The organism is Pseudoalteromonas rubra, assembly GCF_005886805.2.
GTDB lineage: Bacteria > Pseudomonadota > Gammaproteobacteria > Enterobacterales > Alteromonadaceae > Pseudoalteromonas > Pseudoalteromonas rubra_D.
On the sequence record NZ_CP045429.1, the window covers coordinates 3,434,554 to 3,448,947 of the forward strand.

General features: G+C 47.4%; 12 protein-coding genes and 6 tRNA genes. 4 read left to right on the plus strand and 14 right to left on the minus strand.

The features are described 5' to 3' along the window. The first annotated feature begins 28 nt into the window (after positions 1–28). Entirely contained in the window at positions 29–976 is a 948-nt protein-coding gene (locus tag CWC22_RS14895) for an ion transporter (protein ID WP_125563583.1), read from the plus strand. Between the two features lie 33 nt (positions 977–1,009). On the opposite strand, the gene CWC22_RS14900 is transcribed toward CWC22_RS14895, so the two are convergent. The 3 genes from CWC22_RS14900 to CWC22_RS14910 are packed head-to-tail and all read right to left on the minus strand — an operon-like array spanning position 1,010 to position 6,110. Continuing rightward, a complete protein-coding gene (locus CWC22_RS14900; RefSeq protein WP_138538665.1) occupies positions 1,010–5,473 on the minus strand; it encodes an EAL domain-containing protein in 4,464 nt (1,487 codons plus the stop codon). 8 nt (positions 5,474–5,481) lie between these two features. Continuing rightward, positions 5,482–5,904, minus strand: coding sequence for a GNAT family N-acetyltransferase (locus CWC22_RS14905; RefSeq protein WP_138538666.1), 423 nt, complete (start codon positions 5,902–5,904; stop codon positions 5,482–5,484). Positions 5,905–5,906: 2 nt separating this feature from the next. Continuing rightward, entirely contained in the window at positions 5,907–6,110 is a 204-nt protein-coding gene (locus tag CWC22_RS14910) for a DUF3283 family protein (RefSeq protein ID WP_010387258.1), read from the minus strand. Positions 6,111–6,266: 156 nt separating this feature from the next. Between CWC22_RS14910 and CWC22_RS14915 the strand changes: the two genes are divergently transcribed. Next, positions 6,267–6,950, plus strand: coding sequence for a substrate-binding periplasmic protein (locus CWC22_RS14915; RefSeq protein WP_138538667.1), 684 nt, complete (start codon positions 6,267–6,269; stop codon positions 6,948–6,950). On the opposite strand, the gene CWC22_RS14920 is transcribed toward CWC22_RS14915, so the two are convergent. After that, positions 6,947–7,204: a DUF1289 domain-containing protein gene (locus CWC22_RS14920; protein ID WP_138538680.1), complete on the minus strand. Its 258-nt coding sequence runs from the start codon at positions 7,202–7,204 to the stop codon at positions 6,947–6,949. The genes CWC22_RS14915 and CWC22_RS14920 overlap by 4 nt on opposite strands. 136 nt (positions 7,205–7,340) lie before the next feature. Here CWC22_RS14920 and CWC22_RS14925 point away from each other — a divergent pair, with 136 nt between their 5' ends. Then, complete coding sequence (locus CWC22_RS14925; RefSeq protein ID WP_138538668.1) at positions 7,341–7,646, plus strand: hypothetical protein; 306 nt, start codon at positions 7,341–7,343, stop codon at positions 7,644–7,646. 262 nt (positions 7,647–7,908) lie between these two features. Here CWC22_RS14925 and CWC22_RS14930 read toward each other — a convergent pair whose 3' ends face one another. The 8 genes from CWC22_RS14930 to CWC22_RS14965 all read right to left on the minus strand — a co-directional run bounded on the left by CWC22_RS14930 (position 7,909) and on the right by CWC22_RS14965 (position 9,723). Next, on the minus strand, positions 7,909–8,124 hold the full coding sequence (locus tag CWC22_RS14930) for a hypothetical protein (RefSeq protein ID WP_138538669.1): 216 nt from the start codon (positions 8,122–8,124) through the stop codon (positions 7,909–7,911). A 107-nt stretch (positions 8,125–8,231) separates the two neighbouring features. Continuing rightward, positions 8,232–8,651: a type II secretion system protein GspG gene (locus tag CWC22_RS14935; RefSeq protein WP_138538670.1), complete on the minus strand. Its 420-nt coding sequence runs from the start codon at positions 8,649–8,651 to the stop codon at positions 8,232–8,234. Positions 8,652–8,861: 210 nt separating this feature from the next. Next, positions 8,862–8,937 (minus strand) — tRNA-Phe (locus tag CWC22_RS14940). 12 nt (positions 8,938–8,949) lie between these two features. Further along, positions 8,950–9,025, minus strand: a tRNA-Thr gene (locus CWC22_RS14945). Between the two features lie 11 nt (positions 9,026–9,036). Next, positions 9,037–9,112: transfer RNA gene (locus CWC22_RS14950), tRNA-Phe, on the minus strand. 233 nt (positions 9,113–9,345) lie between these two features. After that, positions 9,346–9,421 (minus strand) — tRNA-Thr (locus tag CWC22_RS14955). 11 nt (positions 9,422–9,432) lie between these two features. Then, positions 9,433–9,508, minus strand: a tRNA-Phe gene (locus CWC22_RS14960). A 139-nt stretch (positions 9,509–9,647) separates the two neighbouring features. Beyond that, positions 9,648–9,723 (minus strand) — tRNA-Phe (locus CWC22_RS14965). 251 nt (positions 9,724–9,974) lie between these two features. Between CWC22_RS14965 and CWC22_RS14970 the strand changes: the two genes are divergently transcribed. Continuing rightward, on the plus strand, positions 9,975–12,893 hold the full coding sequence (locus CWC22_RS14970; RefSeq protein ID WP_138538671.1) for an ATP-binding protein: 2,919 nt from the start codon (positions 9,975–9,977) through the stop codon (positions 12,891–12,893). A 45-nt stretch (positions 12,894–12,938) separates the two neighbouring features. Here CWC22_RS14970 and CWC22_RS14975 read toward each other — a convergent pair whose 3' ends face one another. Beyond that, the gene (locus tag CWC22_RS14975; protein ID WP_138538672.1) at positions 12,939–13,118 is read right to left on the minus strand and encodes a hypothetical protein; all 180 of its coding nucleotides are present in this window, start codon (positions 13,116–13,118) and stop codon (positions 12,939–12,941) included. A 140-nt stretch (positions 13,119–13,258) separates the two neighbouring features. Continuing rightward, positions 13,259–14,392 (minus strand): sodium ion-translocating decarboxylase subunit beta, encoded by a 1,134-nt coding sequence (locus CWC22_RS14980; protein ID WP_010386833.1) that lies wholly within the window; start codon positions 14,390–14,392, stop codon positions 13,259–13,261. Positions 14,393–14,394: the final 2 nt, after the last annotated feature.

Consider the following 14,394-nt stretch of genomic DNA (forward strand, 5'->3'; position numbering starts at 1 on the left):
CCTTAATAGCAAGGTTAACAAGATAACTATGGATCTGACACTCAGACAAAAAACCGCCGGGCTACTGGAAGCCAGCGGGCGATTCAGGAAAGCCGGACATGCCATTGATGTATTTCTGATCTCGCTCATCATTATCAACGTCATCGCCATAGTACTGGAGTCTGTGCCAGCGCTTGCTACGCGTTATCACAGGCTGTTCTTTTTCATCGAAGTCACGTCGGTGGCGATTTTCACCATTGAATATCTGCTCAGGCTGTGGTGCTGCGTTGATAAACTGGAATTTAAACATACGCCAGGTAACAACACGAAAAAACGTATGCGTTACGTGTTCTCGCCACTGGCCATTATCGATTTACTAGCTATTCTCCCCACGTTACTCATGGTGTTCTTCACCTTTGACCTGCGTTTTTTACGGGTATTCCGTTTGCTGCGTATCTTCAAACTGACCCGCTACTCGCGCGCAATGCAGCTATTGTTAGCAGCATTCAGAGAAGAGAGCAGTTCATTGCTGGCGGCTTTCTTTATTATGTCGCTGGTGTTGATTGTGGCGTCGTGTGGCATCTATCTCATTGAACATGACGTGCAGCCCGATAAATTTGGCTCGATACCGGCCGCCATGTGGTGGGCAATGGCCACACTAACCACGGTAGGATACGGTGATGTTGTGCCCATCACGCCTTTGGGGCGATTTTTTGGCGGGGTGATCACCTTACTGAGTATGGGGATGGTCGCTATCCCTACGGGTCTGTTGGCGTCCAGCTTTGCCGATCAACTGAGAAAACGTCGCGATGCCTTCAATGAAGCCGTGCTGCACTCACTGAGCGATGGGGTCGTCGATGAGCAGGAAAAAGAACACCTCGAAGCCCTCAGAATTGAACTGGGGCTCAGTGCAACGGAAGCTAATCAGGCCATAAAAATGATGACCAGCCAGCGCGTACACAACCACTATTGTCGTCATTGTGGCGGCAAGCTATAGCAAAAAAAAGGCCTGCATCACGCAGGCCTGTCACTAGCTGGCGCGCGCAAATACCTGATGCCAGTTACGCCTTAGTAGTGCACCAGCTTCGCTCGCAGGCAGCGCTTTACTGAACAAATAGCCCTGGAAGCGTTCGCACCCAAGCATTCTCAAAAAAGACAGCTGCTCCATTTGCTCTACGCCTTCAGCAACACAATACTTACCCAGACTGTGTGCAAGCGATAAGGTGGAGTGAATGATCACTTCGTGTTCCTTGTCACAGCCAATGTCGCTGACAAAACTGCGATCAATTTTAAGCGCATCGACTGGATATTGTTTAAGGTATGTCAGTGATGAATAGCCAGTCCCAAAGTCATCCATATAAAGTCGGCAGCCCAGCGCCCTGAGCTCATGCATACGCACAATTGCCTGCTCGGCATCTGCCATCATCACTGACTCGGTGATTTCGAATACCAGATGGCGACCATCCACACCATTACGTGCCAGAATATCGGTGATCCGGACCAGTAATTCTTCGTACTGAAAATCCAGTGCCGATAAGTTAACCGAGATATACAGATCGGGATGGGTTGTGTGCCACTCTTTCAGGTCGACCAGTGCCCTTTCCAGTGTTTGCAACATAACCCGGGTAATGATCCCCGTCTGCTCTGCGGTATGGGCGAGCTCCTCGATGCTATAACTGGGCGTTTGTGGCCAGCGCAGCAAGACTTCAAAACCTTCTACCGACATATGGCTCGCATTGATAATGGGCTGATAATGATTACGAAACGCTTCTTCCTGATAAGCTTTTAACAGCGCCTGTTCAATAGCCAGAGCACGCTGAACCTGCTCATTGATCTCACTGTGATAGAATTGATAATCTGTCACCAGGGACTGCCTGGCATGGTTGAGAGCTGTCTCAGCGGCCTGATTGAGGTCAAAAGCGTCACTGGCATCATCCGGGAACATTGCAATTCCCAGCTTCGCTTTCACATGCACCTGTTGCTGCTCAATCTCAAACCCTTTTTCAAATCGCTCAAGCAGGCAATGAATATACCGCATTACCTGTTCCACGCCCGTTAGCTGCTCCATCAGAATATAGAAATCCCGCTCGTTACCGATGGCCAGGCTATCAACTTCTCGAAAACAACATTGCAAGTTGGTTGCGAGCTTTTGCGTAACCAACGCAAGGAAGCCGTTGCCATAGGTATCCGCGAACCTTTGCAAGCGACTGAACTTAATCGCGATAATCGCCAGAGGTTGGCGTGATAAATGCGCCTGCTCTATCGCATGCTGTACGCGATCCATGAATAACACTTTATTTGGCAGCTTAGTCAACGCATCATAGTTAGCCAGTTGATAGAGTTCTTTCTCTGTGCGCTTTTGCTTGGTGATATCGGTGAGCACCAAAATATAATGCTTATCTTCCGTCGCACTGATTTTTAACAGTACCTGACGCTTTTCGCCGCTGGGCAGTCGCAAAGTTTCTTCGGCAACATATAAGTCATCGACTTTTAGTTTGCTGATCGCACGCAGATACTTCATCCTGACATCGCGCTCCAGACCCAAAGTGACGCTGGTACTGGATGAAGGCGCGGCACTAACAGAGAAGGCACTTTGCAGTGCTTTGTTGCAAGCAAGAATGCGCAAATGCTTGTCAAAGATCATGACCCAGTCACGAGTTTGCTCAAACGCCGCACCAAACAGAGTTGCCCGCTCTTCGAACACCCGCTCCCGGGTCAGGTTGGTATACGTCCCGGCAACCTGCACAGGCACCCCATCCTGCCACGCCATTACTTTGCCGTAGTCCTTGTACCAACGCCATTGACCATTGACATGACGTAAACGATAAGTACAGTCAATAAAACCTTTTTCGGTTGAAACAAACTCCAGCCACTCAATCCTGAACAGGGCACGATCCTGTGGGTGGATCAACTCTAAATATTCATCCAATACCAGGCTCTCATTGCTGTAACCCAGGTCGCTCACGAGCCGCGGCTGGTAAACAAACTGGCTTCCAGACTGCCAATCCCAGACACCCGAATTACTGCCCTCCAGAGCCATCTTCAGGCGCGTTTCACTGTTTTGTGTTTCACGGTGGGCAGCCAGGATCATACCCGCTACTTTATTTTTCCGGTGCACCCAAAAAGCAAATAAAGCGGCGGCCAGCAAGACATAGCAAAACAGTGCCCAGGGCGCACGCCAGATAGGGTAATGCACCACAATCTCTAATTGAGCAGGTGGGGTATAATCTCCCGTCAGGGGATCCTTCGCCCACACTTTGAGGCGATAATTGCCGGGGCTTAATTTAGGAAAAACCACCCGGTTACTATTACGGCTCAGAATGCGCTGCTCACCCGAGAGCTGATATTCATAAACGATACGCTCTTGCAGCGTAAACGCCATGGCCGAAAACGACACTTCCAGCCCAATATCATCATGATTCAGTTCGATGTAAGAAAAGGACTTGAGCCCGGATGGCAGAAGATCCCGAGACATCAGATCAACATCAGTGATATTGACACGATTTAGCAAGGATTTAGCCGGGCGATGCGCCTTGGGGTCGAATAGCGTAAAGCCCTGTAACGAGCCATAACCAATGCGACCATCCGACAGCTTGACTGACGCCCCGCCGTTAAACTCATTGCTCATCAGGCCATCAGCCGTAGTAAAGCCCTGCAGATGAAAGTTATCCGGGTCCAGCCGCCAGATCCCCTGGTGAGACGACATCCAGATCATGCCGACATCATCTTGTACCATTTCATACAAGATATTATTGGTGACAGTATGCTGCTCATTGGGCATAGGCAACAACTCGTAACCATCTGCGGTAAGCCTCACCAGACCATGCCTGGCAAACGACAACCACAGCACATTATGCTTATCTATGGTATAGCTCAGCAAATCGACCGCGCTTTGCTTATGTGCTTTAGGCACCTGGTATATCTCTACCAGCTGGTGTGCCTGCGTGTCATACCGGAACAACCGTCCTTCACTGTAAAAAACTGGGTCCTGAGGATGTGTACTCAATGGCTTGTAAAAACCATAGCTCAGAAAAGGATCAAACCGGTCGAATTCTTCGCCCAATTTCGAGAGCGTGCCAGCATTGATATCAAACACATAAAACCCGGTTTTTTCATCAACCAGATAAAGCTGACCATCCCCTACAATCACTGCCCCTTTGACAAATCCGGACAACACGCCTGTGGCAGTGTCATCCTGTGCCTGAGGCCGATAAATTTGCTCAGATTCAGGCTCGAAAATAAACAGCCCACGGTTACTGCTCAGCCATAGCTTGTCCTGATAGTTCAGTAAGCCAAAGATAGTAAACTCGGGATAAAAACCATCCCCCAAAAAACCTGCTAAATACTGTTCGGAAGTTCGGGTTTGTGGGTCGTAGCGGGTCAGTCCATCTCGTGTCCCAGCCCAGATAAAGCCATCGTATTCGACCAGGCCCCATACCGTGCCTTTCGAAAAGCGCCCTTGTACAGATCCCGGGTGTACATTATCAAACCCCTGCGACTCGGCTGGTAAGTAAAAAGCGCCGTCTTTTTTGGTCGCGATCCAAATGCCACCAAAATCATCCCGAATGAAGTAAATAACACTGCTGTCTGAAACCGCATAATGGCTGCTGGCCAGTCTTGTATCACGATGAACTGCACCAGTGGCGATGTCATAGTGCATCAGACCATGATCTGTCCCCAGTAACAACTGCGTACCATTACGCTCAATTTGCCAAATATTGAGCTCTTCAATCAAGGTTTGGTAAGGCACTTCGGCGTCAAAGTCACGGCGTAATGCACTGATATCCAACTGATACATGCCAATTACAGCCCCTAAAATCAAGGTGTCGTCATCGAGCAGATACATTGATTTGGTATTGGTCTGAAAAGGGTGAGTGATCTGATCGCGGTGGGTAATGGCACGCAACTGCTCGGTATCGGTGTTATACACAAACAGGCGTTCAGCGGACGCTATGAACAATAGGTTGCCATGTTTGAGTAAGCCGCGCACTGCCATTTGACGATCTTCAACAGGCAAAACTATCTCCTGAGTGATGCTCCCTGTACGCGTATCCATCACCGCGACATTTTGTGCTCTGCCCAGCCAAAGCTCATGCTTACTCTTGCTGAGCATTTGAAATACACTGTTTTTAAAGTAATCTTCTTCCGATTCCGGTGCTGATGTGTAACGACGATAGCTATCTTTCTCGGGGTCATAACTAAACAAGCCTGCGCGCCCCGACGCTATCCAGATGATGCCATTTTCGTCCTGATAAATGCGGTCGATCTGCATTTTGTTCAGGTCCTGATTTGGCCCCCCAACCTCTAGCACCTGATACCCATCATAACGATTAAGGCCGCCTTCGGTTGCCAACCAAAGGTACCCATTATCATCAACTAATAGCGTATTTACATAGCTTTGCGACAGGCCCTCTGCTGGAGACAAACGAGATACCTGCGCCAAAGATAGAGAAGAGAACACAACGAGGATAAAGCTGAGGATTATTCGCAACATAGTCGATTCTACTCAGGGTTAATACATTGCATTGCCAAGATCTGCCGACCTTGTGCAACATAGGTATGATACTTGTCTGCCAGTCCCTGAGGCAGCGCCAATGGGTCAATCGCCGCAAAGCCCAGACCTGCGTAAAACCCACTCAAATGACGATAAGCAAAGGTGTACAGAGGAGCCTGTTGTTGCCCCAACACGGCATGCAAAAGAACTTTTGCAAACCCCTTGCCTCGTTGCTCAGGTGCAACCAATACGGTAGACAAAAAACAATGCCCTGTAACGTGCTGCACTCTGCACGCTGCAACAATATCAGGGTCTTTAAGCACCCAGTTCTGATCCTGGCGCGTCGCCTTTCCCCGGGCTTTGTGGGCTTGATAAAACTTATTCACCAGGGGTGTTTGAATGGCCGGTAATACCTGAGCAACTACTTTCATGGCTATGCCAGCATCAGCCCCAGATAAAACTCGAATTTTTCTTTCAACATCGCCTGCTCTGACAGGGGGCGCTGATTGATTGCATCATAAATGGCCTCACGGCTATTCTTACCGCGTTTGATTTGATAAGCCCAAAAAGACGCTTCGTACTCTAATTGAATTTGATATTTATCTTGTCTCGATAAATTACACAGGTTATAGCTCATAGTAAATTTGGTTACAGCAATCTCTGTAAAAAGTGTATCATAATTACGCTAAGGTGTATCCGTTCATGTACACGCTCAACGCATGTTACCGACGTGCTACTTTGTGCCGCAGCCCCACAGCTAAAATAAGTGGGTCGATTTTTATAGGGAGAACCATTGCGAATTTTTAGTTTGTTATTGTTATGCTGCCTGAGCGCACACAGCGTCGCAACCGATAACCGCACACTGTACTTTAATCGCCCAGCGGACACCCCTCAGGCGAGATACGTGATTGAGTTATTGCAAACCGCTTATCAGCAGCTGGGTTATAAGTTAGAGGTCGTTGATTTTAATCGCCAAAGTGCCCTTATCGCTGCCAATAATGGTGCCCTGGACGGGCAACTTGGGCGGATCCATGGCGTGACTCAGGCCTACCCAAATTTACTCCAGGTACGCTTTCCCTTGTATACTTTTAACTTGCAGTTACTCAGTCGCTGTTTAAGTTGTACCTTTGAGCAGCTCGACTCGCTGGTCATTCAAAGCGGTTACCTGGTATCAAACCAGTATCTGGATAGCGCGCCTTTTAATGGCCAGCTAATAGAGGTAAAAAACAATATCACTCAACTCAATCTGGTTACCCAGGGAAAAGTACAGGCAGCGTTGGTGGTTGACTTTCACTTGCGAGAGCATCTGGCAGATATGGATCTGGAGACATTTAAAATTGATACGCTGCTAACCATTGAGACTTATCACTATTTACACATAAAGCACAAAGCCCTAATCCCGCGCCTTGAAGAGGCATTACATGACTTGGCAAAAAAGGGCACTGTGGCTATGCTCAAAGCCAAATACCAGATTTAAAACAGGTCTTCCTGATTCCCTTGCTGTTGAGCGTCCGTCGGCTCGGCTTCTGCGCTACGCTTCTTCGCGGCCATCACACGCTTTTGGCGTTGCGCGCATAGCTCAATCACCTTACGCTTTTGCTGATCACTCAGCGCATGCCAATGAAAGCGCTCTTCGCGACTTCGAAAACACCCTTTGCAATACCCCCGATTATTCACCTCACAAATACCCCGGCAAGGGCTGGGGATCTCGAAAATCTCAATCTGTTCCATATGCTTCACTGGTTACTCTTTATCCGGTACTATGGCCAAATTGATGCTCAGATCGCGGCTTACCAACATTTAATTGAGTATAATATAGACTAAAATTAATTATCTATAACTGTGTGGCCCTAAGGAGACACCATACATGAAAAAATGGTTTTACTTATTCCTACTTTTGCCATGTTTTGCTTACGCTGACTGGCACAGTGGCAAGATTGAAATGATAGCAATAGGCTATGATGGCAAAACAATATCGATTGGTATGGAAGGCTCAACAAAGACCGAATGTACATGCTATCCAACCTGGCCTAATCGGTTTTGCCTGAATAGAAATAGAACCTCGTTTAACGAGGAATTTTCATTACTATTGTCCGCCAAAGCGAAAGGTAAAAGTGTTTCATTGCAGATAGATGAGACCACTTGTATGGTGAATGCCATGTATGAGAATTGATGCCTGTTAATTTGATTTTAAATAGCCTGACTGTAGGTAATTGAACTCAAAAAAAAGCCTGCGGATGTGAGGCTTTTACATAACGGTCCAATGAGTTTTGCCTACAGGTAGGCAGCGTACCTTTTGTGCATCTTTATAGGATAATGGCGGGGTGACCCCGCCTTCGCCAAGCGTTCGGAAAATCACCAGCCGGTGTATCTTGTTCAATTGAGTGGGTGCCACATGCGGTTTATTTATTGTTGCTCGTACACGCCGCAACTCGCTAGTTTTTCCATTCGTATTTATCGATAAAATAACCAAAGTGATAAGCAATTATAAAAGTCACCAAGAGAACTAATAGGGAGACTCCCAACCTCTTCCAAGCAACGACTTTTAATTCAACAGGGTTCATCAGAGTAGCCAATAAATTCCCCAGTACACTAAAGAAAGAACCTAAAAGCATAAACAAAAGAGCAAAGCCCAATATTTTATCAATCATTTAATTACCATATAGTGCTTTCGCGCTCTTTTTTTAAGTGACACCTATCCATATATTCGCTGAACTATTGTAGGTGGAAATGCAAGCCGATTGAATCACAAGATACACTATCTGCTGTTCCTTTCTTCCTCTCTACTAAATATATCATCACCACTCTTGCATTCATCTACTCCATTCGGCCCAACAGAATAAAAAGACTGTAGCTTCTCAATATGTTTGCAATTGTCACTTGGGAAAAACACCCAAGCATTATCCCAAGGGTCTGTACTCGGTACTTTTTGGCCAAGGTAGGGACCCTTCCACTCTCCCGGTATTTCATCAGTTTTATGAAGCTTGTTGAGTATTGTATTGCTTGATGGAAACTTCCCATAATGCTTTTTGTATATAGCAGAAGCTATCTCGACAGAGTCAATTACCCTTCTTGCTTCTTGCTCTTCCTCACTCATGGCTATAGGAGGATGTATTCTAGGAAATAAAAGTATCATAGAAATAGATACTAAACTTAAAACCAATATTAGCTTTAGCATAACGTAATCCTTTTAGTACTTTTTGATTTTAAGTGACATATATAGACGTCCCAACCAACTTTGGGTGATTGAGCTGGTGCACTTCCAAGTTGAACCTGCCAAGGACGTATTTCATCATCGAACCACCCGTAGGCGTGTTCGATTACGCCACCGCAATTCACACTGAGCGCGGAAACAAAAAAGCCCCGCTAATGCGAGGCTTTTGAATAATGGTGCCCAGAGGCGGAATCGAACCACCGACACGAGGATTTTCAATCCTCTGCTCTACCGACTGAGCTATCTGGGCTAAAAATAAAAATGGTGCCGACTATCCGAGTCGAACGGATGACCTACTGATTACAAGTCAGTTGCTCTACCAACTGAGCTAAGTCGGCACACTTAATAATGGTGCCCAGAGGCGGAATCGAACCACCGACACGAGGATTTTCAATCCTCTGCTCTACCGACTGAGCTATCTGGGCTAAAACTGGTTATATTGTGCTACTCTTTCGTCCATGAAGCGGTGGCCTGTCGTCGTCCTGACTCCACCTCAACAAGCTGCGAAGCGATGCTTCGGTCTTGTTTCGCCCAACTGAGCTATCTGGGCTAAAACTGGTTATATTGTGCGTTCTGTAGTTAAACGCATATCAAGACAATGTCTTGATAGTGACCGAAACTTTATCATTTCAGTCGAACTCAAATATGAGTTAATAAATGGTGCCGACTATCCGAGTCGAACGGATGACCTACTGATTACAAGTCAGTTGCTCTACCAACTGAGCTAAGTCGGCACACTTAATAATGGTGCCCAGAGGCGGAATCGAACCACCGACACGAGGATTTTCAATCCTCTGCTCTACCGACTGAGCTATCTGGGCTAAAACTGGTTATACTGTGCTGTATAATTCATCCTGAAGCAGCGTTCCGGCTCGACGTCCTGTCTCGCGTTCGATTAGCTTCGAAGCGTTGCTTCGGTCTAATCTCACCCAACTGATTAAGTCAGGCGCACCTTAATAATGGTGCCCAGAGGCGGAATCGAACCACCGACACGAGGATTTTCAATCCTCTGCTCTACCGACTGAGCTATCTGGGCGTGCGGCGTATTAAACGGGTTTTGCCTTGTTAAGTCAACTTTTTTTTTAATCTCTGTGTTCGACTGACCACTATTCCGACAAAACCCGTCTAATCGCTTAAATTTCCCTCTGTATTTGGTATTTCGAAGCACTTTATGACGTCGTTTTATCTGCTGTAGTGAGCAAAAACGGGGAGAATTCATCCAGCATAGGTGGTAGGATTGCAACCAACAAAGAAACATAGCACAAAAGTTGGGTTCGGAATCATATAATGGAAAACTCGTCTAATACGAACATAAAGGGCTTTGTACCCCTATTTATTGTCGTTACCATCATTATTGCAGTCATTTCTGCTGCCGCGGCCTTTACCTGGCCTGATGTAGATCAGAAACAAGCGGACTCCACCCAACGACCTGACCTGGTACTGCTGGCAAAAGATATTTCAACACCTTTATCCAATACCATGATGAAGCTGGGCTATAACTATGCCAAACAAATTCTTTCTGCATTTGAAGCCAGCAACCCCAACATAGAATTGTATCTATATAGTGACAGTGGCATTGGACAAGCCAGCCTGGTATATCAAACCAATGACCAGAGCATTGCGCCAATAAAAAGACAAGCTAAGGTCGATCAGGGTGGTGAGTTTGTCGTTCACCAGCCACTCGTGTTAGATGATTTGCCTGTCGGTGAACTCATTTTAAGATACGCCCCCCAACAACCGGTATCGAACGCTTCGCCAATCGTCAGCATTAGCTTAGCTGTGTGTGCTTTATTATTGACAATCGCTTTTGGCATTTTCCTCAAGCGCCAAATTATTGGTCGTCTCAGTAAAGACCTGACAGAACTCAATGAAGAACTGCAACACCTGCTGGATCAAAAGTCCTATGATATCCATGTGACTGAAAAACTCAGTTTTGGGCTATCGAAAACCGCTGTAGGCATTAATCAGTTAATTAATCAGATCCGTGACATCATTCAGGGAAACCAGGCAGCACAAAGAGAGCTCAAGCAATTACAAACCAGTTTGGAATCTGAAGTACAAGCCAGAACCCTGGCATTGGAAAAGGCCACGCTGAATGCAGAGCGTGCCAGTGAAGCCAAAACCACGTTCCTGGCCACCATGAGCCATGAGATTAGAACGCCAATGAATGGTGTCATTGGTACGATTGATTTATTACGCCAGACTGAACTGGACGGTGCGCAACACCGCCTGACCACCATTATTCGTGATTCCGCTTTTTCATTGCTGGGCATACTGGATGATATTCTCGACTTTTCTAAAATTGAAGCCGGTAAGCTGCAGATGGACAACAGTGTCTTTTCAGTGGCTGAAACCATTGAGGAAGTGGCGCGAGTGCTGTCTTCTGTGGCCAGAAAACGTAAATTAGACCTGCAATTGGCTGTTGCACCGGATATTCCAAACAACCTGGTTGGTGATGCCGTGCGTGTTCGTCAGGTTTTATACAATCTATGTAGTAATGCCATTAAATTCACAACCACCGATGATGCCAGACGCGGCTTTGTTAAAATCTCCGTTGAAGTCGCACAAAACACTTCTGAGCACTACACCCTGCGCTTTACCGTCACAGATAACGGTAAGGGCATGACACAAGCACAACTGCGGGAAATTTTTAACCCCTTCATTCAGGCAGAAGGCTCCATTACTCGGGAATACGGCGGTACGGGTCTGGGCTTATCTATTTGTAAAAGCCTGGTTGAACTCATGCTGGGCTCAATTCATGTCAGCTCTGATATCGGTATGGGCAGTGAATTCGTTGTGGAACTCCCGTTTAGTGTAAAAGGTCAGATAGCCTACGCAAACAAAGCCGTTCTAAATAGCCAAAGAGTGGTGGTGCTGACCCATGCTCAGGCACGTCGTAATATTGTTGCCCGCTACTTGTCCTTCATGGGGGCCGACACAGTCGTACTAAGAGAGGCTGACGAACTCAGCGAATATCAGTACGACAGCGATGTGATCTGGGTTCTGGACGGCCTGGATGGCATGGACAAAGTCAATGGTCAGTTACGCGACCTGCTCTACTCCATCGAACACAATAACCAGCAAGTCATTGTACTCAGTACAATGGATGAACCGGCCTTAAACCACGACCGTATTTTCTATCTCAATGCTGCGCCTTTGTGTAAATCTAGCTTTATGACCGCCATTTTAGTCGCTGCGGGTCTGCATAAGCCGAAAAAGCTCAAGCCATCACGTTCATTAAACAAATACCTGAATGTCGAGGACGCAAGAGCTGCCAACAAACTGGTGCTGCTGGTGGAAGATAATGTCCTCAACCAACAGGTGTTGACGGATCAGTTACATTTGCTTGGCTATGGTGTTGAAGTTGCAGAAAATGGCGAGGAAGGCCTGGCCCGCTGGCAACAGGCCCATTACCCCATTATTCTCACCGATTTACATATGCCTAAAATGTCCGGCTATGACATGGTTGCCAAAATCCGTGAAGAAGCTGAACAAGCAGAAGACATCAATGCTCAGCCGTACATTATTGCTATTACCGCAAATGCACTCAAAGGCGAACGTGACCGTTGTCTCGCAGCCGGTATGAATGACTATATAACCAAACCTGTTGAACTCAATGTACTCGAAGCCACTTTGGATACCTGGCAACAGTCTATTGGCAACTCAGGCCAACAACAAACTGGCAACGCAAAGCCAAGCACACCTGAGACACAGGCACAAACACCGGTTGAGCCAACGTTGTCCCATAGCGAACCGACTGCACCACAACAAACGGTGGAGTCCGAGGAGATTGAGCCTGAGGCACAATCAGATGCAACAGCACAGGCTCCTGAGCCTCAGCAAACAGAGCCTGATGAGCCAATTGATCTGGCGCAGCTGGACAAATATGTCAATCATGACGCCAATAAACGCCTGCGCTTTTTCCGCATGTATCTGGAACAAAGCAGTGAACTGGCCAGAGACATCAATGGCGCTGTGATCTCAATGAGCCAGGAAGAGATTATTGAAGCGTGTCACCAACTCAAGTCCATATCTAAAACCATTGGTGCACACGGCGTGGCAGACATGGCCGCTGAATTTGAACAGCGCTGTAAAGGAGAGGAATTGACCAGTGACGACCTGATCCATTTACGAGATGCCCTGGAAACACACTATCAGCGGGCCACTGAGTTCATTCAACGCTACTTGCAGACACAAGCGGGTTAATTCAGCATCGCGCTCAGTAAGCAAGCAGCTGCTGAGCGCACTCTTCTACCCTTGGACCATACCGTAGATTAGACGGATCACTATGGAGACCATGACCAGGGGCAATATATACTTGGCGTACTTCTGCATCTTATCCAGTCCCATTCGGCTTTGATACTTTTCCAGAAGTGGGATCAAGATTAACAAAGCAATAATCAGGCTCCCTAAAATAATCAGAACATTCATTACTACGCGCTCCTTATGTTGATAGCGATACCATGCCACAGCCGTGCTGAGTTTGCCAAGTGTCAGCTATTGTCAAATAAGAAACAAGTATAAAAAGAAAAAAGCGCGAAGCAGTACTTCGCGCAACAGGTTGGAGAGTGCTAACCGACAAGTGCAAGCAAGATACCCGCAGCAACGGCACTTCCCAGTACCCCTGCGACATTTGGTCCCATAGCATGCATTAATAAAAAGTTGTGTGGATTGCTTTCTAAACCGACTTTATTGACGACCCTGGCAGCCATGGGCACCGCAGATACCCCAGCTGCACCAACCAGTGGATTGATTGGACTGTCACCTGCAAAACGATTCATCACTTTGGCCATATAAACCCCGGATGCCGTGCCAATACTAAACGCTGCGGCCCCCAACACCAGGATCCCTATAGTCTCGACCGTCAAAAACTCATCTGCCGCCAGCTTAGAGCCCACCGCTAACCCCAGGAAAATCGTCGTGATATTGATAATTTCGTTCTGGGCTGAGTTACTCAGGCGATCAACCACCCCAGATTCGCGCATTAAATTACCCAGACAAAACATCCCAACCAGTGGCGTTGCAGCCGGCAGGAATAATAAGGTCAGAGTCAACACGCCGAGCGGAAACAAAATTTTCTCCTGCTTTGAAACTGCTCTTAGCTGAGGCATGGCAATATTACGCTCTTCTTCGGTGGTCAGTAAGCGCATAATCGGTGGCTGAATGATCGGTACCAGCGCCATGTAAGAGTAGGCAGCTACGGCAATGGCGCCCAGCAACTCAGGTGAAAGCCTGGATGCCAGGAAGATGGCAGTTGGGCCATCCGCGCCCCCGATGATGGCTATCGCTGAAGCATCTTGCAACGTAAATTCAAACCCGGGGACGTAGTTAAGTAATATCGCGCCAAACAGGGTCGCAAAAATACCAAACTGCGCAGCAGCACCCAGCAGCAACATTCTGGGGTTCGCGATCAGTGCACTAAAGTCCGTGAGCGCCCCGACCCCCATAAAGATCAAGAGCGGAAAAATACCACTGTCGATCCCAATATAGTAAACGTAATACAGCAGGCCGCCCGGATCTGCCAGGCCCGCAACCGGGATGTTGGTCAGGATTGCGCCAAAGCCAATCGGGACCAATAACAACGGCTCAAATCGCTTTGCTATTGCCAGATAAAGCAAACCACAGCCGACGGCAATCATGGCCAGTGCAGGTAAGGTCATGTTGGCCAGCCCGGTGGCCGACCATAGATTTAATAGTCCATCCATAC